Source organism: Nostoc paludosum FACHB-159, from assembly GCF_014698835.1.
Taxonomy (GTDB): Bacteria; Cyanobacteriota; Cyanobacteriia; order Cyanobacteriales; family Nostocaceae; genus Nostoc; species Nostoc paludosum.
Genome location: NZ_JACJTU010000042.1, coordinates 36766 through 59956 on the forward strand (window position 1 = coordinate 36766; position 23191 = coordinate 59956).

The window sequence follows — 23191 nt, forward strand, 5'->3', positions numbered from 1 at the left end:
AAATCAGGAGTTTAATTTAGATGACAAAGATTTTGGCGATCGCAGGTAGTCCGACTCATCCTTCTAGAACTTACGGTGTTGTTGAATACGCTGCTAAGCTTTTACAACAACAAGGTTTGCATGTAGACATTATTTCAGCTAGGGATTTGCCTGCTGAAGATTTAGTTTTTGGACGATATGACAGCCCTGCTTTAGAAGAACCCAAAGCTTTACTTGCAAATGCAAATGGTGTGATTATTGCCACGCCAATTTACAAAGCTGCTTATACAGGAGTACTCAAAACATTCCTAGATTTGCTGCCGCAAAAATCATTAACAGGTAAACCTGTATTACCAATTGCCCTTGGTGGGACGATCGCTCATTTATTAGCAATAGAATATGCTCTCAAACCCGTGTTATCTGAATTAGGAGCGCGGCATATTTTAGCTACTGTTTATGCAGTAGACAAACAAGTTCAACGACAACCTGATAATAGCGTCGTGTTAGAAGAAGAAATTGACCAAAGACTCAAAGACGTTCTCAAAGAATTTGTGAAAGCTGTAGAATACGATGCCGCAGCCCCTCAAGAATTGGTTCATGCCAATTAAATAATCAAGTTTATACCTCCGTTTTTCGTAGCAGTGGGTTAATTCATACCCATCTGCTACCTTTCTGAAAAAGTTAAGAATAGAAACATACTTTATTATCAATAATTATAATTTTTTAGTGATATTTAAATAAATAAACTACAGTTATACCTGTTTTTTTCTTGAATTAATAACCCTGTAATTTCTAATTTTTGGCGTTGCTGAATCAGAATATAAAATGCCAAAATTACCTTTGTTTTTCTTTGTACCTTTGCGTCTTTGCGCCTTTGCGTGAGACTAATTCATATTTCTACCCAGCAACGCCTAATTTTTATTAGATCAAATATCGATCGCGTGAATGCTTCTGGTTTAGAAGAAGCCAAAGTAGTTGTAGCTTCCATCGCACTAGCTGAAGCTTATTCATCCCCCTGGCTTCGCTTTGTTTCTTTTGCCCTTACCGTAGGTGCGCCTTCGTTAGAGACTCACATCATATTAATGGCAATACGCTTTTTTGGTCAGCTTAGCCAGTAAATTAGATGTAGGGCGTAAAAAAATAAACTCAATGAAAGCGATGTCTAACGACAAGCCGCAAGGCGTCTGCGCTTCTGAACTTGCATCCATCGTCGGTGAAGAAAATGCTGTTTGCCTTTGGGAAAATGTCGAACTAAATCAGCAAAAACGTATTCAACAGGCTATAGCTTCTGGAAACCTTCCCAGTTGTATTGTCTATCCAAGTACCCAAGAACAGCTAGCCGCAGTCCTCGCTATAGCTTACACAAATAACTGGCGCGTTCTTCCCTGTGGTAGTGGTAGTAAACTTTCTTGGGGTGGTTTAGCCAAAGGCATTGATGTTGTAGTCAGTACAGAACGCATCAACCAATTGATTGAACACGCTGTGGGTGATTTAACTGTCACTGTAGAAGCTGGGATGAAATTTTCCGATTTGCAAGCACTTTTGGCAAACTCACGGCAATTTCTCGCCCTCGATCCCACAGCCCCAGAGTCAGCAACTATTGGCGGTATCGTCGCCACAGGTGATACAGGTTCTCTCCGACAACGTTATGGTAGCGTGCGCGACCAATTACTAGGTATTACTTTTGTGCGTGCTGATGGACAAATCGCCAAAGCCGGGGGAAGAGTAGTCAAAAATGTTGCCGGATATGATTTGATGAAGTTGTTTACTGGGTCTTACGGCACACTAGGAGTTATTAGTCAAGTAACTTTTCGACTGTATCCATTACAAGAGGCATCGGCAACGGTGGTGTTAACTGGTAAAGCTGAGGCTGTATCTCAAGCAGCTGATACTCTGCGAGGTTCAGCGTTAACACCAGTCCAGGCTGATTTGCTATCAACTAAATTGGTATCCAGCTTAGGTTTAGGTCAAGGACTGGGATTAATTGCTCGGTTTCAAAGTATTAGTGAGAGTGTTAAGGAACAGTCAAACCGAGTTTTAGAAGTAGGGCAAAAGTTAGGGTTAGATGGAGCAATTTATGTAGATGGCGATGAAGCTAATCTATGGGCAAGATTGCAAGAACGAATACATTCTCGCGTTCAAGAATCTGTAATTACCTGCAAAATAGGAGTGTTACCTACTGCTGCGGTGAAAATTTTGTCTCAGGTAGAGTTGGGTTTAATTCATATTAGTAGTGGTTTGGGTTTGTTAGAATTAGAGGATAAAAATCAGGTTTTGCAAATGCGCGATGGGCTACGCCTACGCACTCAAGCTGATAGTGGTTTTTTAACAATTCTGGAAGCACCAGCAGCGGTTAAAGAACAAGTAGATGTTTGGGGTTATACGGGGAATGGTTTGGCATTGATGCGCCAGATTAAGCAGCAGTTTGATAGTAAGAATATTTTAAGTCCTGGTCGGTTTGTGGGTGGGATCTAGGTTGAAGAAAACGAACCACAGAGACGCTGAGGACGCTGAGATAGAGAGGGGAAAGAGAAAAATGCAAGTTTCAGAAAATTCTGTTAATAATACGGCTAGTTTGAAGAATTTGAAAGGGTTTGATGAGAGTCATCCACCCGATCCGAAGTTGATTGATAGTTGTGTCCATTGTGGATTTTGCCTCTCGACTTGTCCGAGTTATCGGGTGTTGGGTAAGGAGATGGATTCCCCTAGAGGACGCATCTATTTAATGGATGCAATTAATGAGGGTGAGATTGCTCTCAATACGGCAACAGTAGAACATTTTGATTCTTGTTTGGGATGTCTTGCTTGTGTGAGTACTTGTCCTTCTGGCGTGCAGTATGACAAGCTAATTTCTGCAACTCGTCACCAAGTTGAACGCAATTATCCCCGCAGTTTACCAGATAAATTATTTCGGCAGTTAATATTTTCTCTGTTTCCTTATCCCAATCTTTTACGAATTTTATTAGTTCCGTTGTTGGTTTATCAAAAGTTGGGTTTGAGTAAGTTAGTTCAGACTACTGGTTTACTCAATAAAATATCTCCTCGTTTGGCAGCAATGGAATCTATTCTGCCAACAATTACTCTCAAATCTTTTCAAGATAATTTGCCTAGTGTGATTCCTGCTAAAGGTGAAAAGCGCTACCGTGTTGGGGTAATTTTGGGATGTGTGCAACGGTTGTTTTTTTCTCCAGTCAATGAAGCGACGGTGCGGGTTTTAACGGCGAATGGTTGTGAAGTTGTGATTCCCAAATCTCAAGGTTGTTGTGCAGCGCTTCCCGAACACCAAGGACAAGCAGAACAAGCGAAGGCTTTAGCAAGGCAGATGATTGATAGTTTTGCCAAGACTGATGTAGATTTTGTAATTATCAATGCTGCTGGTTGCGGCCATACTTTAAAAGAATACGGTCATATATTAAAAGATGACCCAGAATATCGCGAAAAAGCAAAGGATTTTGCAGCTAAGGTGAAAGATGCTCAAGAGTTTTTGGCAACTGTTGGATTAACAACCAAACTATCACCATTAACTGATAAAACTTTGAATTTAGTTTATCAAGATGCTTGTCATTTATTGCACGGTCAAAAGATTAGCGTCCAACCGCGTCAGTTATTGCGGCAAATTCCAGGGGTTAAGTTAAAAGAACCTCTAGATGCGGCTTTGTGCTGTGGCAGCGCTGGAGTTTATAATATGTTGCAACCAGAGGTTTCTGAAGAATTGGGTCAGCAAAAAGTACAGAATTTGTTGAATACTGGTGCTGAGTTAATTGCTTCTGCTAATCCAGGGTGTACTTTGCAAATTACTAAGCATTTGCAGTTGCAAAGTAAGCAGATTTCAGTTATTCACCCGATGGAGTTGTTAGATTATTCGATTCGGGGTGTGAAGTTGGAAGTTTGAAAAATAAATATAGATTTACCGTCGGGTAGTTAAAGTTTCGGGATGAAAAATTATAGCAAAGACGCGATAAATCACTGTCTCTACAAGAATAAATCTTTCGTAAAGACTGCGATAAATCGCGTCTCTTGTCAATTTTATCTATGAATTAGATGATTTATCCTGCTTCACTTTTTTGATTAATTCTATGTAGATATTAACCTCATTTACTTCTAAATCATGTTCAACTCTAGTTACTCTCCATTTCTCTTTTTTTAGGTAAACTTCCTCTCCTATTCTGGGAACAAATTGTAAATCATAGAACTTTTTGACAAAATCTTTTTGATTTTCTTCCCATAAGACTACTTTGGCTACTTCTTTGCTCATAGTTATCCTTTTTTGTTACTGAATAAAGCTCAGCACTTTGATGACATTCATTAGGTAATTTTATCTTACTAATTCAACTCAATAACGTAGTTAAAACCACATTATTTATTAACACTTATTTACCCAGTATTTTATTTACTCTAAATTCACAATAAAGATACCTAAGTTTCTATAAACGTTGCTGAATTGCGGTATGAATCCAAATGTAGAGACATTGTAATTGCAACGTCTCTACAAATATTTTGATATCATGCACAATCGTTTTCATACAAAAAATCAGCAACGTCTTTTTACTAAGTATTTACAGCTGCAAGAGAAGAATATTTCAGTTATTCATCCAATGGAGTTGTTGGATTATTCGATTGGGGGTGTGAAGTTGGAAGTTCAAAAAACAAAAATTTCAGTTACAGCTAACATAATATTAGCAGGTCAATAAAATATTAAGTCTTTGTTAAATGTCTCCTTAACTGTCTTAACTGTCCTTGAACTCTCATTAAAAATCTGAAATATTAACGAAGACATTAATTTTTAGCTCCTGAAATAGCCTGAAAACATACTTTTCAGGTGATAACTGAACAACAAATTACTTGTTGTCAATACTGAAATCTTGCAGCAGAATTCAGGAGCCACAACCCCTAAATAAAAAAGAGGTAATTTATGAGCGATATCAAACAAGTAGTGCCTGCTTCAGAATTCATGAAAAAGAACTTAGGAATTTCCTCAGCTCCCCTTGAAGCATACTTGAACTATGGATATGCTCTGCTTGCTATTGCTGGAGCCGATGGAGAGGTTTCAGAAGCTGAATTTAACTGGTTACTAAATCATCAGCGTGTAGTTGGCGCTCCTGAAGAAGCAATAGAGAAATACAAAACATTATGAATACAAAAATGCTAATTTAGAAGATCTGCTAAGCAAAATTACGGTTGATGTTTCTAATTGGTCGAAATCAAGGACATTGCTATATCATGCAATTCAAATGGCTCGCGCCGATGATAATTACTCAGTTGAAGAGCAAAAAGCTGTTAAGAAAGCAGCTAAATTGTTAAAGGTTGAAGATGATATTGCCCTTGCTCTCAGCAGGTTGGTAGAGGTAGAAGAAGGGATAACTGCATTACGCAAAGCGCTACTAAAGACTGAGATTTTAGCTTAATCGAGCAGAACGCGCACATCCCCAGATTGAGTAATCAGGATGAGCGCAGTATCATCAGGCGTAGGCTTGTTTTGAGGTATTCACTTGTGAATTTACAAGCCCTAACTATAGGGTCAGCTGAGTTAGGGTACTTCACTTACAACAACTTATCTGGTGTAATTGGCAGGTCACGAATCCGTTTACCTGTGGCATGATAAACTGCATTCGATATGGCTGCGGCTACGCCAACAATGGGAAGTTCTCCCAGGCTTTTAGTTCCAAGTGCATTGACATAAGCATCTTGTTCTTCAACAAATTCCACTTTCATATTTGGAATATCTTTATGAACGGGAATCAAGTAGTCTGAAAGATTAGCACCAATTATTCTGCCTTGGTTAGCATCCATTATGGTTTTCTCCATTAATGCCATGCCAATTCCCCAAGTAATACCACCAATAACTTGACTGCGTGCTGTCTTGAAGTTGAGAATTCGCCCTACACTATAAACGCCTACGCAACGTCTAATTTGAATTTCTCCTAAAAGTTCATCAACGGCAACTTCTACAAACATGGCGCCAAAAGAGTGTTTGGAATAACTTTTACTCTCTGGGTTGGGTGAGGTTTGTTCTGTGACTTCTAAACTTTCTAATCCCTGACGGCGCAGAATATCGGTGTAGCTGTCTCTCTGGGAGGGGTTTTGTTTTAAAAATATTTGCCCTGATTCAACTGTAATATCTTCTGTCTGAGATCCATACAGAGGGGAATTTGGATCTACGATCGCCATTTCAATTATTCTATCCCGTGCGGCGATCGCTGCTTTATGCACCGCCGGAGAAACGCTGCCAACTGTAATTGAATTGCCTGTAATAGGCGCTTTAGGGTAATTGCTATCACCTAGTTGAAACTGCACTGGTAAACCTAATGCCTCAGCAGCTACCTGACTCATGACTGTATATGTGCCAGTACCGATGTCTTGAGTACCAGTTTGTAGTTTTACTTCTCCAGTAGCAAAAATTTCGACTTTCACTGATGCTGAACCAGAGTTGCTAGGAAATGTCGCACTCGCCATTCCCCAACCAATCAAAAAATCACCTTCTTGCATGGAACGGGGAACTGGGTTGCGTTGTGACCAGCCAAAAATCTCTGCACCTTTTTGATAACATTGTTTCAGGGATTTACTCGACCAAGGTAATCCTGTATGGGGATCGATATCTGCATGATTTCTCAGTCTCAATTCAATGGGGTCAATATTTAAGGCAGATGCTATTTCATCCATTGCTGACTCTAGGGCAAACATTCCTGGTGCCTCTCCCGGCCCCCGCATAAAGGTTGGTGTACCAGCGTTAATGCGTCCCAAACGATATTTCACTTCCAAATTTTCACAAGCGTACATCATCGTTGTAGCTGCGCCAACCGGTTCTACGAAGTCGTCAAATTGGGATGTTAAAGATGTGCCTGTGTGAGTAATGACTGTTAGTTTACCTTCCTTGGTTGCACCTAGCATTAGGTGTTGTTGAGTTTGGGAACGGTAACCGCAGCTAGTATACATTTGCGATCGCTCTAAGGCAACTTTCACCGGTCGGTTGACTCGTTTGGCGGCGATGGCACAGAGAATAGTATGAGACCTTAAAAGTGCTTTACAACCAAATCCCCCGCCTAAGTATTTGGAGATGACGCGGACATTTTCTTGGGGAATATCCAGAACAGAGGCAATGGCTCTTTGGGTTGCAGAAATGCCTTGGGTGGTTTCATATAATGTCAAGTTATCCCCCTCCCACATTGCTATACTTGCAGAAGGTTCCAGGGGATTATGATGTTCCATTGGTGTGGAATAAACTTCCTGCACGAGAATATCTGCTTGTGCTTTGCCTGATTCTATATCCCCTCTAGTGATTTTACCTGGCATGATGCCAAAATATAGTGTTTCTGGTTCAAAAATTTCTGCCTGTGCCAATGTTATTGTTGGCGCTGCTTCTTCGTAGATAACTTTAATTAAAGCAGCAGCGGTTTGGGCTTGTTCTAAAGTTTGAGCAACTACAATGCCCAGGTGTTGACCATTGTAATAGATATTGTCATCTTTCTCAGTTGGTTGAGTTTTTGCAGGAGAAAAAAAGGGTATTTTAATTAACGATGGTGTTTGCTCGTAAGTAACGACATCTATTACACCAGGCGATGCTAAGGCTTTTGATGTGTCTATTTCGATAACTTTACCATTGGCGATCGTACTTTCAAAAATTACGCCATAAGTCAAATTCTCTATAGGCACATCAGCTGTATATGCTGCTTCTCCCGTTACTTTAAATCTACCATCAACCCGATCTACTGGTTCACCAACAATTTTACTCATACCGTTGCTTTTCCTCTGCTGGAAAATTAAATTTAGTAGAGGTTTGCATAAAATTTAAATCCATAGATATGCAGAATTTTTTTATACCAATTCTCTACAAACTTGGACTTAATAGTTACTAATTTACCGAGCATTATCTTTCTTTGTGTCCTTGGCGATGGCACTTGCTCATCCCGAAACTCACAATAAAGCGCTACCTCATAAAATTAGTATAAGAAATTATTGTTGGGAATTAATCATAGTTTGTAAAATTAATGGGTCTCTTATATCATGCTGCATATTGTAATCAATTGTACCAAACTCTACTTGTAACATCAGGCGGTCTTGAGCAATGGGAGTAGTGCCTTTGTGGAAACAAAAAGTATCTTCAGCAAAGCCAAATCCTGCTTTGCCATAAATAGTTACTAATGATTTTTCTTGATAATACTTAATAATCTCTTCATCAGTTTCACATTTAGGTAACAATAAATGTGAAAGTTTTTTCTTATTGTGGCTGCCTCTAACACAAACGTGGGGGCCACCTAATGCATCAACATCCGTTAAATAAAAGAAAAATTTTAAAAAGCGATAATCATCAAGATCGTAGTGAAACATTTGAAATGTTTTCATCTTTTCAAATGTTGTTGTTTCCCCAGCAAAGCTCCACCATAATTGATTAGATAAATGTACGGGGTTACATTCTAAATACTTACCAGCTATTGCCAATAGTATAGGATCGTTTTGCAGTTTTTTAATAGCAGGACAAAGCAAAGCTGTATTAAAATAGCCAGCTAGTTTAAATATTTGATCGTAATGCTTTTCTGCTGCTTCCTTCTGATTATAAAAGAAGCCTAAATGAGGTTTATAATCACCATAACAAGCATGAGAATCAGCAAAATTAGCGATTTGATTTACTATATCTTTTGGAAGGTTAAGACCCAAATAAAATCCATTTTCCTTCAGATTATTAACTACCAAATCAATATCAATACCTGGAAATAGAGTGGAGCTTTTATTGACGAATCCTTGAGAAAAATATTCGTTTCTATGAGGCAAAAAATCTTTTACAAGTCTCCCTAAAGGGAATCTGCCAACTTTACGCATCAACAACCAACGAGGGTTTTTAGTTAGCCCTATATAGTTTTCATAACAAATGTTATATTGCAATGGAAATTTTTTTTTAATGTTTTTTAGCATTATAAATAATCTTTATTAATAGCAAATTCCTAGTAAATATAAATATTTATAAATTCTTCTTAAGGCTAATACTAAGCTTTTACTTTCATAAACTCAATAGTTACTGAAATCAATAAATTAGAGATGGTGTAACTCTAATTAACAATTTTTGCTGCTGTGAAAATAAGCTTATATCCTTTCACGCAACAATTTGCTAATACTTGACAGCACTCAAATAAACTTGTCTATAATCAAGCCATCAAATTGACTTACGGGCATAATTCAGGGCTTAACAGGTAATAGTCATCACTACTCAAACATAGTCTTAACTTCTCGATCGGCTAATTGAGGGATAACGACTTCTTAAGGCTAGTATCAATTTATGAGCTAGCTTTTTACCTTACAGGCAATGAGACAAATATTACAACCTAAATCATTGCTAATTAGTGATATCGATCGCACTTTTGTTGTGACCAATATCAGTATTATAATTCTAGTTACGACTTATTCTTGCGCTCCAACCTCCACCTCTCTATGGGTTAGGCTTGGGACAGTCGAGGAGATAAGCCAGACGAATTTTGCGTTTTAGTGGAAGGTAGCATACAACTGCTGTGTAGAGTTCAACCCCCAATACTTGTCGGTTAAGGAGAAAAGGGGAAGGGGAAAGGGGAAAGAAAAAACCTTTACCCTTTACCCTTTACCCCAAACCAAATTCCGAGTTCAAAATGCTTAACTGAGCAGTATTGGTTCAACCCCTACAAGATGTTGAAAGTCCGCGAATTAAAACACGTTTGACTAATTCAATTTTGAATTCATTGTCTGTTTGCGGTTTAGCTTGTTGAATTGCAAGTTCGGCTGCGGCAGTGAATGTAGCCTTATTAATTGCTTTTCCTTTGAGGAATTCCTCAACTTCCCATGCACGCCAAGGTTTAGGCGCTACTCCTCCAAAAGCGATACGTGCTGATTTGATAATATTTTGTTCTATTTGTAAGGCAATAGCTACGGAAACGAGAGCAAATTCATAACTCGCCCGATCTCTAACTTTTAAATAATGAGATTTATATGCAAAATCTGGAATTTCAATAGCAACAATTAATTCTCCAGGTTGTAATAAATTTTCTGTTTGTGGTGTCTCACCTGGTAAAAGATAAAAATCATGAATTGAAATTCGCCGTATTTTTTCTGCGCTTTGAATGCAAATCACTGCATCTAATACTGTCAAAGCTACAGCTAAATCTGAAGGATGAACGGCGATACAATGTTCGCTAGCCCCAAAAATAGCGTGCATCCGATTATAGCCTGAAATTGCGGCACAACCTCTACCTGGAGTGCGTTTATTACAAGTAAAAACTGGGTTACGAAAGTAGCTGCAACGAACTCGTTGCAGTAAATTCCCGCCCACAGTTGCCATATTTCGCAATTGTGGCGAAGCACTTTGTAGCAAAGCCTGGGTAATTACTGGATAACACTCTTGAATTTGGGGGTGAAAAGCTACATCACTTAATCTACAGATTGCACCAATGCGAATTCCATGAGTTTGAAATTCAATATCTCCTAGCGGTAAACTATTGATATCAATTAATGTATTCGCTACTTGTACCCCATCTTTGATTAATCCCAATAAATCAGTACCACCGGCAATAAATTCCGCAGTTTTGTCTTGTTTAATTGTGGCGATCGCCGCTGCTTGGGACAAAACTTTAGCATAACTAAATGGCTGCATCTTCCGTTTCCTCTAGGACATCTTGAATCGCTGCAATAATATTCGGATATGCACCGCACCTGCAAAGGTTTCCACTCATTTTTTCTCGAATTTCTGCTTCAGTTTTTGGTATTTCTTCTAATATCATTCCTAAGGCAGAGACAATTTGACCAGATGTGCAATATCCACATTGAAAAGCATCATGGGTGATAAAAGCTGTTTGTAGAGGATGGAGTTTGCCGTCTTCTGCTAATCCTTCAATAGTAGTAATTGCAGCGCCGATATGCATTATTGCCAATGTCATACAGGAGTTAATTCGCCGATTGTTAACTAATACAGTACATGCGCCACATTCACCGCGATCGCAAGCTTTTTTTGTACCCATCAAACCCAGTTTTTCCCGTAGTGCATCGAGTAAAGTCACGCGGGGTTCTAGCTTGACTGAGTAGGACAAGTTATTGACATTCAGCGATAATTCTACTTCTTCTGAACTCAATATTTTGAATTCTTGGGTAAGAGAGTTTGAAGTAATTGCAGTTACAAAATTTTCTTCCATATTTGATACAGATGCTCATAGTTATATTATTACCGAATTTGAAGCTTTAAACTTTAGACGTTCAATTAATTGAAATTTCATACAAACCCTTGTTTGTTCATTAAAATAGTAGATTACCTTAGATATGAAAGAGAAATTGGCGGAATTTATTACCAAAATTGAGGTAATGGTGTTTAATTGAAATTTGTGAAATTAGCAAAAATTCCATAGATATATATTTTTATTACCATAAGTAGCCGTGGGTCTGATGAAAACTCATCAGAACGCTAAAAAGTTGATTCTTGAGAAAGATTGACTAAAAAAGTACTTAATAGTAAAAATGACGACTATAGGTTTGCTTCAAATGCGAGGTTGCAGAACAAGTGAATTTATCGGTGGGGATATTAAAAATTCTTAATTCTGACTTTTATTATGAACAAAATTCCAACTCAGAAATTATCAAAGCCGATAGTAGAAAAAGTTGCGATCGTTGGTGCTGGGCCAGGCGGTTTGACTACTGCCATAGCGCTTCAAAGCCAGGGTATTGACGTTCAAATATACGAAAAAGCACAAGAATTCCGTCCGGCTGGAACTGGATTAGGACTTGCTCCTAATGGCTTGAATTCTCTAGATGCGATCGCACCGGGAATAGTGGAAACCCTCAAAAGTTCAGGATGCCAAGTTATCCACACGGTTTTAAAGAATATCAAAGGAGAAACAATCCGGACTAGTCAAACTAAATATTTAGAGCAATATGGACAACCATTATTGACTGTTTGGTGGTATCATTTACAGCAAGTTCTAGCATCGAAATTGCCATCTGACATCATTCACCTCAATCATCATTGCATCGGCTTTGACCAAGATGATAACGGTGTGAAGATTCATTTTGATGGTCAAAAATCAGTAGATGCAGATTTGCTAATTGGTGCTGATGGCGTCAACTCTGTAGTTAGAGAAACTTTATTTGCCGAAGGTAAGCCTAATTATATTGGTAGTATGTGTTGGCGTGCCGTCATCAAGTACCACCACGAGTTATTTAATGACTATGAACTCATTTTCGTCATAGGTAATAAACAGTTCATGTACATTGTCAATGTGGGAGGTGGCTATACCAGTTGGATTAGTCGCAAGTTTTTGCCTGATTACTCTCTTTCTCAGAATGCCGATGAGGTTAAATCTCGCATTCTCCAAGAATTAGCTGATTGGGACGAATCCTTTCGGGCGGTGGTGGAAGCGACACCATCTGAGCAAATTTTGGAAGGGCCGATTTGCGATCGGCCGCCATTAACTCACTGGAGTCAAGGCAGAGTCACTCTCTTAGGTGATGCTGCCCATCCAATGGCACCAGCTATGAGCCAAGGAGCCAATACAACTTTTGAAGATGCATACGAACTGGCACAGTGTTTTTCACATTCAGCTACTCTCGAAGAAGCCCTCAGCAACTACGAACAGTCTCGCATCGACCGCACAAAAATTATTCAGGCTCGTAGCGCTTGGGGCGAAATGCGCTACTACGACCACACATTTACATCTCCTAGCCAGACCCCACAGCGCCAAATGACGCTAAATGATGATTTTCACAAATGGGTGTATAGTTACAAACCAACAGTAGCGAGTTAAATTTGAGTTTTATAGTATAATTGTACTATAAAAGTAATTTTTCATTGGGACTGCCCTCTACCTTTCTTTGACAAAAAGCAAAAGAGGGAGATAAACTCCCTCAATTAACAAGGCAATGATTTAGTTACAGATAGCCAACAATTACAGACGTGCTGTTGGTAACATAGCTATTGGGTTAACAGCACCCTTGCCTGCTGGATGAATTTCAAAGTGGGTGTGTGGCCCAGTGCTGTGACCAGTGCTGCCCATTAAAGCAATTGTTTCTCCCTGACTCACCTGCTGACCAGGTTGCACCAGAATCTTGCTGTTGTGAGCGTAGCGAGTCGTGCTGCCATCAGGATGGCGGATTTCCACGAGGTTACCGTAACCGCCATTGTTCCAGCCAGCTTTTGCTACGACCCCTTCAGCAGACGAGAAAACGGGTGTGCCAGTGGAATTAGCAATATCAATTCCTTTGTGCATTCTTCCCCAACGCCAGCCATAGCCAGAGGTAAGAGTGCCCTTTGCTGGCCATTGGTAATAAGCTACCGATGAACTAGATGGAGGGGGTGTTGTTTCGTCAATTGCTCTGGGTAAATATTGATCCACCGCTGCCAAAGGCGGTATCGCCTGTGGAGTAACTGTGGTTCCGCGCAACTTACCTAACGAATCCGAGGCGTTTACTTGTCTAGGAGGCGTTGCAACTCTGGTAGCAGATGGATTGCGAGGAGGAGTCCACTGACCAGCAGATCCTAGACTTGGTAAGAACTCTGGATTTATTGGCTCGTTAGCAGGTATGGTGGCACGGAATTGGGGCTTAATTGGTTGAGCGTAGTTACCTCTGGTAGGTGTCGGAACCGCAATTGGTATTGCTACGTTATTCGGCCGAGACACAGAGGTAGGTACAGGGAAATTACTGGGGGTAGAAACAGGAGTTAATGTCGCAGTAGTAGTGCTTTCAGTGACTGCGCTTGGCACTGCTAGATTCCCAGACTGTTGAGCGCGATATTTCTGCTGTAACCTCTGAATTTCTGCTTGTAAGCCCCGTAAACGGTCGTTATTGCTATTGTTACCCCTTGCTACCCTATTTGTTGGTTTTTCAGGCTGCTGGATTTGAACAAAGGCTCTTGGTACTGGGGTTTCACCACCCACGCCGTAAGCTCTAGGAGCGATGGGATCTGTTTGCAAATCGATCGCAGTATTTGTCTGAATTTCCTTGTTCGCAGTTACCGCTGTAGGGACGGCAACGCTACTGTTGTCAGCAATAATTGGCGATGGTGAACTCGGTAGATATGAGTTAGCACTACCAATGGTCACAGAGGAAGTAACTTTGGGAGTATTAGTAGGCTCTACAAAGCTGGGCTTAGTCGCTACAGCTACCTCAACTTGAGCAGTTGGAATAATCAGTTTTTGACTGATTCGCAGTTGATTAGGATTATTGAGGTTATTTGCCTTAACTAGTTCTGATACAGATGTATTGTATCTGCTGGCGATCGCTGCTAAGGTATCTCCAGGCTTAACTTCATAGGCTGTTCTAGTCGAGGACGCAATCAAGGTTGTTGGTGTAGTTGATGCAATTTCCTCTTGTGTCTTCTGTTTTAACCTCGATATCAGCTTGGCTTGGCCAGCATCACCAGAAGTCTCTGACTGCGCTAACACAGTTTTTTCAACTACAGTATTCCCAATACCAGTTTGTGATAAATTTTCGGTCTCTCCTGACCGAAATTGTGCCAGACTCTTTCTTAAACGGTTTGATTTTTCTTGTAAGCGATTTAGCGCAAACTCTTGTTGTGCCTTAAGTTGTGCATTTATTTCACTGTTGGCTGTCCCAGATGTTGCCACTGTTTGTGGTACTGTTTGCAATACACTTGTAGTGCCGACAACATCTTCAGCAATGGGGTTGGATAGCTTGTTGACTGTTGGAAAACTAGTCTCAGCTAAGCTATTGTTCGACGCCTGTGGCAGTTGGGATTTTGAGCCAGTGAGATTTTTATCAACTGGTGTTGCTTGGGAAAAGGTTTCTGATGCAGGAACTTGCAAAGACGTTCCACTGGCCGCGACTTGCCATTTAGCTTCAAGCCCACGCAACTGTGAGACTGCTGTTGGTTCCACGATAACAGGATTTTCCGGCACGCTCGGTAATGAGATTGCTTGGGATTCCAGCTTGGTGGAGGCGAATTTCACCTCAGTATCACGAACAGCAGGAATGGTTGAGGTTGCCTTTTGGCTGCCTACAGGTACCGCTGCTTGGGCTTGATCGCTTTGTCGAGTCACCAAAAGACTGGTTGCTCCCATAGAGATTGCCAAGCCAATCATGGCGGCTTTTGTCCGCACCCGGTGGTTAACTTTTGGATTAATTGAATTTAGCTGTTCTACCGGGGCATCATCGCTGCTGGGGCTATTTTTCAACACAGCTTTTACTCTCTTTTTCAATGCTCGTTTCAAAGACGACCTCCTTACGATCACTAGCGCTTAACTGACCTCGATTTTTCAGCTGGATATCTAGTCAACGATCTAGATCGCAACGAAAGATTGATCGAGATCACATTCACCAGAGATGCTTACGCAAGATTAACCTGCTTCTCTGATTTAGACAAGTTCACATGTGTTAGCAAAACTTAAAAATTGCTGTGTTTACTTGTCCGAACCACTCCTCACACCATTTAGGACGTTTTCTTTTTTCCGGTTCTCCGCGGCTGTCTTGCGTCAATCGCGGGGACTTGGCAAATAGTTAGTTTTGTCAAGTCAATAGTCGCTGCCGAAAATTCAATTGCTGCGACCTCTGGAAAAGTGATGCCCCCTGCTGTAGATCTTTTCAAGATATTTCTACACAATCCGTCTTCCCAACACGAGACTTTACGTTGATTATTCCCTAAAAAACAACCGTATTAACAATTGGCTAATTTTAGGGAGTAATTTTGGGGACATTCGAGTCAGAATAGCTCAAATGCGCTACATGACTTAGTTATAGGGCATTTGTTCCCCAATATGAGATGCCGCAAATTCATCAAAATCTATCATTCAAATTTGGCATTATCCCGAATTTTATATACAAATTTCTTATAACAAGCCTACCCCTCTTGTAAGTATCTTCCACTACATTTTATTCAAAAATACAATTTTTGGTGTTTTTTTTGACATTAATTCTGCCGTAACACCAAAATAGCCGCCGCTAAAAATCACCCATTTCATTGGTTTTCAGAAAATATTTAAGTACATATACTTAATAATAAATTAGCTAAACAACTATTGTAAATAGCCTAATTGACGGCGGCTTTCAAACAAACCGATAGCCACACTTACTGATAGATTCAAGCTCCGAACTCCAGGCTGACTCATCGGAATATACAGAGTAGCATCACAATGTGACAAAACTTCTGGTGACAAACCAGTGGTTTCACTGCCAAATAGCAACCAATCATCAGCTTGAAACTGAAAACTTAGATAATTAATATTTCCGCCGACACTGTAACCCAACCATCTGCCTCCACGCTCGTGATGTACTATTTTGAAGGCTTCTAACGATTCGTGATAGTGCAGCTTGACATAAGGCCAGTAATCCAAGCCAGCTCTTTTGAGGTAGCGATCGCTAATTTCAAACCCCAAAGGCCCCACTAAATGTAACTCCGTACCCGTAGCCGCACAAGTACGAGCAATATTACCTGTATTAGGAGGAATTTGGGGGTTAACTAAAACTACCTGAGGCATTGTCCGTATAATTTACGTATTGTATAAAATAATCTATTGTCAATGTAAAATCTACCAAAAGGCAGAGGTTATTCATAGGTTTTGTTAATAATAATCAAGCATTCCCCATCGATTAGATTTTTAAAACGAACCGCAAACCCTCTCAGAATAGTACCTGAGAGCGTATTTTACTGGAATCAGTAAATATTAAATTTTATGTAAAGTTAAGTGGCGGCTTGTGTTTTTTCTACCAAGTACTGTCTGCACAAAAATCTATCATTCGTTTGAAGGCAGCTGTTGATTGGGCATCGGGGATTCGGAGTGTTAGCTGTTGAGTTAGGAGCACAGACGCGATTAACCCCAGTCTTTCCAAGAGTTAGGAGTTATTCTCCTTGTCCTCGTACCCTTCGGGATCTTGCTAGGCGCAGCGTCTCCTTTAGGAGAACTTTGGATGCTTGCGGCAAGCCCTTCGGTTTCAGCAGTCGCTCATGTGGAAAACCCCCAAGATGGGGCTGCTTCACCGCAAAACGTCTAGGTTGGAAGCCTAAGTCCCCAATACCCAATCCTACAGTCTTCACCTACGCCAGCAAAGAGGAACACAATTTGTCTTCGAGTTCGATTTCTCGTTCTTGGGTGGTAGTAATAGCCTGGGTAATAACGCACTGGCTGTCAAAACCAACTCTGTGTAGCTGCAACCACTGTTGAGCTTCATTGCCTTCGCGGAGAATTTTATGCAAAGGTGAAAGGAAACAGCTAAAGCCTTGTTGCTTAGCGATCGCCCAAACATCTTTGTAAATTTGGGCAATCCAATCTCTAGCTGTGATGCTTCTGCCATCTTGCCAATGGGTTAGCTGAGCATCAAGACTAGTGGCAGCAGCAGCAGCTTCATTGTCAGCAGTCACAGTGACGAGTTCTTCAGGAGAAAATGAACTTTGGGTTAATGGGTCGATACTAGGATTTTCGATTATTTGTAACAAACGTGCTTCTAATAAAGCAGTAATCGCTAGTAAGGCTATGGGATCTGTAACTAAATCGCAAATTCGCAGTTCTAGCCGATTTAGATCGTAGGGACGGCGATCGCCATTTGGTCGCACTGATGCCCATAAATGCCTCACATTTTGCATTGTTCCAGCAGCCAGTTGATCTTCCACCCACTGGATATGATGGGCGTGGCTGGCAAATAATGGCACATGTTTAGGGGTTTGCGGGAACACACCCCAACGCGTGGAGTGATAGCCTGTAGCTTTACCATCCAAAAATGGAGATGAGGCACTTAAGGCTAAAAATAAAGGTGCTTCTAAACGAATCACCCGACACGCCCGCATTAATATTTCTGGGTCGCTAATGCCAATATTGATATGTACGCTAGCGGTGACTACCTTTGTGCCGTAGGTTTGCTCGATGTAGTCATGATAGGGGTTGGCTGGATCGGAACGCATAAAGCGATCGCTCCCACCCAAAGACAGAGTACTTCCCGGTATGAGGGTGTAATTGCCTAAGCGATTGAGGTAGTTTCGCAACGTCCGTCTGGGATGGAGTAGCGCACACAATAAATTCTCGTAACTAGCCGATGGCTGGGTTGTATATTCCACATTGCGGCTATCTGGCTCCCGAACAAATCCATCCAAAGCTGCAACAATTTTGTCGGAGAGACCAACGATTTCACCTTGAGGCGTGCCAGTATACATCTCAATCTCAAAGCCTTTTAATAACACCACCTTGTTCTCCTTGGCTCTCTGTTGCCTATAAATTGTATCGAATTAGACGAATCTCTGGATCTATCTTTGATCCAATCAAAGGTTAAGAATCATTGAACCTCCAACTCATCCCAAATCAGGACGACAAACTTGTGAGTTTATCCTCTGAAAATTTATTAATTTTAAGTATTAAATATATCTTAGCTTATCTACGCACTATATAGTTTTAGCTCGTCTGCGTTCATTGAATTCCTTTGTTTGATGCAATTAGCATAGACTCTTACGCTTTCACTTGTAGAGTTTTCTATTAGACATCGGCTGCTAATTAAAAACAAAAAGATTTATCTTTTAGATAGATATTCAGATTTTATGAAGCTGCAAATGAATTGCTAAAATCGGCTTAATTCATTTTCAGGAGAATTAAAAATGATAACTTGTGTCCTTATTGGAGATATGTCGTCTGATTCAGCAAGCGAGCAATATCCAACTATCCAAATTTGTATGATTGTCTGGCAGACTATGATAGTGAAGACATATTGAATAGTGTTTATTTTGACCCAATGTATGGTAACTCTTGTACAGTTTGTCATAAAACCATAGAAGAGCAACAACAAGAACAGGGCTAAAATTAACCCAAGGTATGAACTAAAAATCGGCTATCTTATGCGGCTTAGATAATATCACTGATTTTTCAATGCTTTAAAAAGCCCGTGACGAGGATTGAACTCGTGACCTCACCCTTACCAAGGGTGTGCTCTACCACTGAGCCACACGGGCGAAACATAAATTTTTTTCTTAGCTAGAATCTTTAGGATTTTTACTTTTACCTAGCTATTATAGCTTATGAATTCGTGAGAGGTGGGCCGGGCTGGATTTGAACCAGCGTAGGCGCTAGCCAACGGATTTACAGTCCGTCTCCATTAACCACTCGGACACCGACCCATTTGTCTCACGATTTAACATCATAGCACTAGGTTTTAGAATTTTCAAGTGGGTAGAAAAAAGAAATTTTTGGTAGAGACGCAATAAAACCACGTCTCTACAAATTGTAGAAATTTGTTCTAACTACACACTCATCTCCAACATTCGTTGCATTGGTCGCAGTGCAGCAAGGCGGATATCTTCGGACATGGTAATTTCGGGAGTGCGATTTTTCATCGCCCAGTAGAGCTTTTCTAGGGTGTTTAACCGCATAAATGGACATTCGTTGCAAGCGCAGTTATTCATTGGCGGGGCGGGGATGAAGCGCTTTTCGGGAGCTAGTTTTTGCATTTGGTGGATGATCCCAGGCTCCGTTGCCACGATAAATTCCTGAGAGGAACTGTTTTGACAATGTTTGAGCAAAGCTGCTGTGGAACCAATAAAGCTGGCGTGGCGCAATACACTAGTTTCACATTCTGGGTGGGCGATCGCCTCTGCTTGTGGGTGGGCAATTTTTAACTCGACTATTTTCTTTTCGGAAAACGTTTCATGGACAATACAGCTACCTTGCCACAGCACCAAGTTTCGTCCAGTTTGTTCCATGACGTAGCGCCCCAAATTTCGATCCGGGGCAAAAATAATCGGCTGGTCTTTGGGTATTTGCTGTACGATCTTCACAGCATTAGAACTAGTACAAATAATATCGCTCATTGCCTTGATTTCAGCAGAGCAGTTGATGTAAGACACCACTAGATGATCTGGATGCGCTGCTTTAAAAGCTGCAAATTCCTTTGGCGGACAACTATCTGCTAAAGAGCAACCAGCATTCAGATCTGGTAAAAGTACCAATTTATCTGGATTAAGTATCTTTGCTGTTTCTGCCATGAAGTGAACACCAGCAAAGACAATTACATCTGCACTGGTCTTTTGGGCTGCTTTCGCCAGCTGTAATGAATCGCCAATAAAGTCTGCAATATCTTGAATATCTGGCTCTTGATAGTAATGCGCCAGAATCACCGCGTTAAGTTCTTTTTTTAGACTCTCAATGGCGCCAAACAAATCTAATGGTAGTTCACCCGGTTGGGTTTTTTCTCGTTGAGCTAGTGCAGTGGTAAACACAGTTATGGGTTGCTCTTAGTTGCAATTTGTAGTCTTGTTGAATTAATTATAGTAGTTTTTACCAAAAATAGTGGGAAGTTGATTTTCTAGAGATAATGTCCAAATCCGGCTGAGTTTCCTATGCTGGAGATAGACGGCAAGGAAAGTGGCATGACCAGTCAGAAAACTCATTCGATAACCCTCAAAATTGCTGTAGTTGGAGATGTTCACGACCAATGGGAAGTAGAAGATGGCATCGCACTCAAGCATTTGGGTGTTGATTTAGTGCTGTTTGTCGGGGATTTTGGTAACGAGTCAGTGGAAGTGGTAAAAGCGATCGCTTCCCTCGATATCCCCAAAGCAGCAGTTATGGGCAACCACGATGCTTGGTTCACAGCTACGGAATGGGGACGCAAAAAGTGTCCCTACGACCGTTCCAAGGAAGACTGGGTACAGGAACAACTCGATTTATTAGGCCCTGCCCATGTTGGTTACGGTAAATTGGATTTTCCGGCTTGGGAATTAACTGTAGTGGGGGGTCGTCCTTTTACTTGGGGCGGCCCGGAATGGAAATTTGCGGATATCTGTCGCGAACGTTATGGTGTGACAGATTTGGAAGAATCTGCCGATCGCATCGTCAAAGCGGTTAAAAGCGCTGCTTACCAGACGATTATTTTTCTGGGTCATAACGGGCCTAGTGGGTTGGGCGATCGGCCAGAAGATCCCTGCGGCAAAGACTGGCATCCTATTGGTGGCGACTTTGGCGATCCAGATTTTGCTGAGGCGATTTCTCAGGCTGTTACTGCTGGTAAAACCATTCCACTAGTGACATTTGGTCACATGCACCGAACTTTACGGCACACGAAGAAAGAACTGCGAAAGCCCGTTTTTAGAAGCCCTGAGGGAACAATTTACTTGAATGCGGCTACTGTGCCCAGGATAGTGGAAAATGATGGCGAGAAGCTGCGTAATTTTTCCTTAGTTTCTTTAGAGGCTGGTGTGGTTAGCCAAGCTTCTTTAGTGTGGGTGGGGAATGACTTTCAGGTGGTCTCAGAGGAAATTTTCTACGAGCGTTCGCATTCTGTTGTGCAACCTGCGTAGATGATAGGATATAGTATTATCTGTCAGCTTTGGCGCTAACCGACAAATGTGGGTAGCCAGTAGCTCGACAGTTTATTGGAGAGGTGGCAGAGTGGTCGATTGCGTCCGACTTGAAATCGGATGAACCGAAAGGTTCCGGGAGTTCGAATCTCCCCTTCTCCGTTGAGAAATTAAAAAATATACAACCCCACACTAAAAGTCAAAAAGGTTTTTTAAGTAGGCGCACAACAGAAGAAAAAGGCCGAAAAACACCATTGATTTCTTGGTAATTCCCTAACTCAACTGTGCCACGAGTTGATTTTCTAAAAGAGTATCATTCGTTAATAAGTCCTCAACGGTAATTCGCAAAAAGCGTTGTTCATCAACTTGAAACAAGATTTTAATTCGATCGCTCCCAGGATATCCGCTTGGTGTGAGTTGGGCAATTGTTCTGGCACCTTCTCTGTCGTTGAGGGGTTTGACAGTAGTTTCACTACTCTCAGTACGACGAGTAATCAAGCGATCGCCATCAAAATAAACTTCCGTATTACCTGTATCTGCTCCCAATTCTCCCATAATTAATTCAATGCTTGGCTGATTTTCTACAGAAGCGCCTAACACTAATTCCACTGGCTGACTCATGGGATATGGCTGTCCAGCTTTAATTATCGGATGCCAATGGTGGCGTTGATTGCGGCGATCCCAGTAGCGAATGCCATAGCTATGGTAGAGAAAGTCTTTGATTTCAATGCCTTGGGCGATTTGTAATGCACCTTGGGCGATCGCTTCAAAGGGACGTTCGCAACGGATTTTTTCTGGCTCAAAATACTGTTTAATCCATGTCTGCACTGCTGGCAATTGTACAGTTCCACCAACTAATAAAACTGCATTAATATCTGCAATTTCTATTCCTTGGCGTCTTGCTTGTTGCAACAATGTTGTCATTGATTCATCTAATAACTCAAAAAATGCGTGTTCTTTGAGGACATTTTCAAAAGTGTCGCGGTTCAATTCCAGTTCATAACTTTCAAATGTTTCATCATCAAAATAAACTTCGCTGGCTTGAGTTTGAGTTGATAGCTGAATTTTTACCCGTTCTGCCAATCTTGTTGTCAAAGGACTTACCGCCAGCCCTTGAGTTTTGGCAAAGTGATCTATTAACCAATTATCAATATCAGTACCGCCCAAATTCTGCCCTGCTTTCGCCAAGACACGGGCTGTTTTGACTTTTTGTTTTGAATCTTCAGCTAAGGATTTATTACCCCATTTCAGAAGAAATCCCACAGGTTTTGTAGTTGCTTGAACGCTTCGATCCAACCTGACAAGGGATAAATCCAAAGTTCCGCCACCAAAGTCAATTACCAAGAGAATTTCTCGATCTGCCAAGCCATAACCCAAGGCGGCGGCTGTTGGTTCATCCAGCATTCGCACTTGTTGGACTTTTAGGGATTGGCAAACTTTTCCTAGCCAATGACGATAGGCTTCAAAACTATCTACGGGTACCGTTAACACTAGAGAATCTAAACCGCCTTCCAGAGGTGCTAGTTCCTCAATCACTTGGGTGAGAAACCATTGTCCTACTTGCTCAAAGGTGACTATTTGCCCATCTATTTCGGGTAAGAAACCTTGAATATTTGCGCCGATAGCGCGCTTGAAGCTGCGGAAAAATCTAGTTTCGCCCTTGAGGTCAAGACCGCGATCGCGTACTTGTTGGCCGACTAAGATTTTATTTTGTGTTGCGTCTTCAACATAAAGCAAGCTCGGAATCAGTGGTGGATTGAGACTTTGTTTAATTGATAAACCAGGTAAATTCAGGGTTTCTGGCTGCTGGGTTACAGGGTTCCAACGAGCAATGACTGTGTTGCTAGTACCAAAATCGATTGCGATCGCCATATTTTATCAAGAAGGAATTCACAAGTCAGAATGGGCTACGCCCCGCTGCGCTAACAGGAGTCAGGAGTTAGATTGGCTGTTGATCAAATAGTGAAACAGCACGCTAAATTT

Annotated in this window: 18 protein-coding genes and 3 tRNA genes; 9 read left to right on the top strand and 12 right to left on the bottom strand. The window is 41.1% G+C overall.

The genetic code is table 11. From position 1 onward, the window contains the following. The first annotated feature begins 20 nt into the window (after positions 1-20). The 4 genes from ssuE to H6H03_RS29665 all read left to right on the top strand — a co-directional run bounded on the left by ssuE (position 21) and on the right by H6H03_RS29665 (position 3871). Positions 21-587 carry an NADPH-dependent FMN reductase gene (gene ssuE, locus H6H03_RS29650; protein ID WP_190958638.1) on the top strand — a complete coding sequence of 189 codons (567 nt, stop codon included), beginning with the start codon at positions 21-23 and terminating at the stop codon, positions 585-587. A 270-nt stretch (positions 588-857) separates the two neighbouring features. After that, positions 858-1097, top strand: coding sequence for a hypothetical protein (locus tag H6H03_RS29655; RefSeq protein ID WP_190958639.1), 240 nt, complete (start codon positions 858-860; stop codon positions 1095-1097). 31 nt (positions 1098-1128) lie between these two features. Further along, positions 1129-2454, top strand: a complete 1326-nt coding sequence (locus tag H6H03_RS29660; protein ID WP_190958640.1) for an FAD-binding oxidoreductase — start codon at positions 1129-1131, stop codon at positions 2452-2454. Between the two features lie 61 nt (positions 2455-2515). Next, positions 2516-3871 (top strand): (Fe-S)-binding protein, encoded by a 1356-nt coding sequence (locus H6H03_RS29665; protein WP_190958641.1) that lies wholly within the window; start codon positions 2516-2518, stop codon positions 3869-3871. A 138-nt stretch (positions 3872-4009) separates the two neighbouring features. On the opposite strand, the gene H6H03_RS29670 is transcribed toward H6H03_RS29665, so the two are convergent. Next, positions 4010-4234 (bottom strand): hypothetical protein, encoded by a 225-nt coding sequence (locus H6H03_RS29670; RefSeq protein ID WP_190958642.1) that lies wholly within the window; start codon positions 4232-4234, stop codon positions 4010-4012. A gap of 657 nt (positions 4235-4891) precedes the next feature. Between H6H03_RS29670 and H6H03_RS29675 the strand changes: the two genes are divergently transcribed. Together H6H03_RS29675 and H6H03_RS29680 are read left to right on the top strand one after the other, a co-directional pair. Further along, a complete protein-coding gene (locus tag H6H03_RS29675) occupies positions 4892-5113 on the top strand; it encodes a hypothetical protein (RefSeq protein WP_190958643.1) in 222 nt (73 codons plus the stop codon). Positions 5114-5210: 97 nt separating this feature from the next. Further along, positions 5211-5384 (top strand): hypothetical protein, encoded by a 174-nt coding sequence (locus tag H6H03_RS29680; RefSeq protein WP_190958644.1) that lies wholly within the window; start codon positions 5211-5213, stop codon positions 5382-5384. Between the two features lie 136 nt (positions 5385-5520). Here the strand turns inward: H6H03_RS29680 and H6H03_RS29685 are convergent, their stop codons facing one another. The 4 genes from H6H03_RS29685 to H6H03_RS29700 all read right to left on the bottom strand — a co-directional run bounded on the left by H6H03_RS29685 (position 5521) and on the right by H6H03_RS29700 (position 11123). Then, entirely contained in the window at positions 5521-7710 is a 2190-nt protein-coding gene (locus H6H03_RS29685) for a xanthine dehydrogenase family protein molybdopterin-binding subunit (protein ID WP_190958645.1), read from the bottom strand. Positions 7711-7929: 219 nt separating this feature from the next. Further along, on the bottom strand, positions 7930-8886 hold the full coding sequence (locus tag H6H03_RS29690; RefSeq protein ID WP_190958646.1) for a hypothetical protein: 957 nt from the start codon (positions 8884-8886) through the stop codon (positions 7930-7932). Positions 8887-9613: 727 nt separating this feature from the next. Then, complete coding sequence (locus H6H03_RS29695) at positions 9614-10588, bottom strand: FAD binding domain-containing protein (RefSeq protein WP_190958647.1); 975 nt, start codon at positions 10586-10588, stop codon at positions 9614-9616. Then, positions 10575-11123 (bottom strand): (2Fe-2S)-binding protein, encoded by a 549-nt coding sequence (locus H6H03_RS29700; RefSeq protein ID WP_190958648.1) that lies wholly within the window; start codon positions 11121-11123, stop codon positions 10575-10577. The genes H6H03_RS29695 and H6H03_RS29700 overlap by 14 nt, the downstream gene beginning before the upstream one ends. A 411-nt stretch (positions 11124-11534) precedes the next feature. Between H6H03_RS29700 and H6H03_RS29705 the strand changes: the two genes are divergently transcribed. Then, positions 11535-12725 (top strand): FAD-dependent oxidoreductase, encoded by a 1191-nt coding sequence (locus tag H6H03_RS29705; RefSeq protein WP_190958649.1) that lies wholly within the window; start codon positions 11535-11537, stop codon positions 12723-12725. 141 nt (positions 12726-12866) lie between these two features. Here the strand turns inward: H6H03_RS29705 and H6H03_RS29710 are convergent, their stop codons facing one another. From H6H03_RS29710 to nadA, 6 genes are all read right to left on the bottom strand, one after another. Further along, positions 12867-15149: a peptidoglycan DD-metalloendopeptidase family protein gene (locus H6H03_RS29710; RefSeq protein ID WP_190958650.1), complete on the bottom strand. Its 2283-nt coding sequence runs from the start codon at positions 15147-15149 to the stop codon at positions 12867-12869. Between the two features lie 801 nt (positions 15150-15950). Next, complete coding sequence (locus tag H6H03_RS29715) at positions 15951-16412, bottom strand: tRNA (cytidine(34)-2'-O)-methyltransferase (RefSeq protein ID WP_190958651.1); 462 nt, start codon at positions 16410-16412, stop codon at positions 15951-15953. A gap of 557 nt (positions 16413-16969) precedes the next feature. Beyond that, positions 16970-18109, bottom strand: coding sequence for a glutamate--cysteine ligase (gshA, locus tag H6H03_RS29720; protein WP_190958652.1), 1140 nt, complete (start codon positions 18107-18109; stop codon positions 16970-16972). 684 nt (positions 18110-18793) lie between these two features. Beyond that, a tRNA-Thr gene (locus H6H03_RS29725) sits at positions 18794-18865 on the bottom strand. Positions 18866-18947: 82 nt separating this feature from the next. Beyond that, a tRNA-Tyr gene (locus H6H03_RS29730) sits at positions 18948-19030 on the bottom strand. Positions 19031-19153: 123 nt separating this feature from the next. Next, positions 19154-20128 (bottom strand): quinolinate synthase NadA, encoded by a 975-nt coding sequence (nadA, locus tag H6H03_RS29735; RefSeq protein WP_190958653.1) that lies wholly within the window; start codon positions 20126-20128, stop codon positions 19154-19156. A 150-nt stretch (positions 20129-20278) separates the two neighbouring features. Between nadA and H6H03_RS29740 the strand changes: the two genes are divergently transcribed. Together H6H03_RS29740 and H6H03_RS29745 are read left to right on the top strand one after the other, a co-directional pair. Further along, the gene (locus tag H6H03_RS29740; RefSeq protein ID WP_190958662.1) at positions 20279-21208 is read left to right on the top strand and encodes a TIGR04168 family protein; all 930 of its coding nucleotides are present in this window, start codon (positions 20279-20281) and stop codon (positions 21206-21208) included. Between the two features lie 77 nt (positions 21209-21285). After that, positions 21286-21370 (top strand) — tRNA-Ser (locus H6H03_RS29745). Between the two features lie 111 nt (positions 21371-21481). Here the strand turns inward: H6H03_RS29745 and H6H03_RS29750 are convergent. Further along, entirely contained in the window at positions 21482-23080 is a 1599-nt protein-coding gene (locus H6H03_RS29750; RefSeq protein WP_190958654.1) for an Hsp70 family protein, read from the bottom strand. Between the last annotated feature and the right edge of the window lie 111 nt (positions 23081-23191).

What these genes read in the sequence shown, in the direction of transcription:
- ssuE (WP_190958638.1), top strand. Translation starts at nt 21, where the DNA reads ATGACAAAGATTTTGGCGATCGCAGGTAGTCCGACTCATCCTTCTAGA.
- H6H03_RS29660 (WP_190958640.1), top strand. Translation starts at nt 1,129, where the DNA reads ATGAAAGCGATGTCTAACGACAAGCCGCAAGGCGTCTGCGCTTCTGAA.
- H6H03_RS29665 (WP_190958641.1), top strand. Translation starts at nt 2,516, where the DNA reads ATGCAAGTTTCAGAAAATTCTGTTAATAATACGGCTAGTTTGAAGAAT.
- H6H03_RS29670 (WP_190958642.1), bottom strand. Translation starts at nt 4,234, where the DNA reads ATGAGCAAAGAAGTAGCCAAAGTAGTCTTATGGGAAGAAAATCAAAAA.
- H6H03_RS29675 (WP_190958643.1), top strand. Translation starts at nt 4,892, where the DNA reads ATGAGCGATATCAAACAAGTAGTGCCTGCTTCAGAATTCATGAAAAAG.
- H6H03_RS29680 (WP_190958644.1), top strand. Translation starts at nt 5,211, where the DNA reads ATGGCTCGCGCCGATGATAATTACTCAGTTGAAGAGCAAAAAGCTGTT.
- H6H03_RS29685 (WP_190958645.1), bottom strand. Translation starts at nt 7,710, where the DNA reads ATGAGTAAAATTGTTGGTGAACCAGTAGATCGGGTTGATGGTAGATTT.
- H6H03_RS29690 (WP_190958646.1), bottom strand. Translation starts at nt 8,886, where the DNA reads ATGCTAAAAAACATTAAAAAAAAATTTCCATTGCAATATAACATTTGT.
- H6H03_RS29695 (WP_190958647.1), bottom strand. Translation starts at nt 10,588, where the DNA reads ATGCAGCCATTTAGTTATGCTAAAGTTTTGTCCCAAGCAGCGGCGATC.
- H6H03_RS29700 (WP_190958648.1), bottom strand. Translation starts at nt 11,123, where the DNA reads ATGGAAGAAAATTTTGTAACTGCAATTACTTCAAACTCTCTTACCCAA.
- H6H03_RS29705 (WP_190958649.1), top strand. Translation starts at nt 11,535, where the DNA reads ATGAACAAAATTCCAACTCAGAAATTATCAAAGCCGATAGTAGAAAAA.
- H6H03_RS29715 (WP_190958651.1), bottom strand. Translation starts at nt 16,412, where the DNA reads ATGCCTCAGGTAGTTTTAGTTAACCCCCAAATTCCTCCTAATACAGGT.
- H6H03_RS29740 (WP_190958662.1), top strand. Translation starts at nt 20,279, where the DNA reads ATGACCAGTCAGAAAACTCATTCGATAACCCTCAAAATTGCTGTAGTT.
- H6H03_RS29750 (WP_190958654.1), bottom strand. Translation starts at nt 23,080, where the DNA reads ATGGCGATCGCAATCGATTTTGGTACTAGCAACACAGTCATTGCTCGT.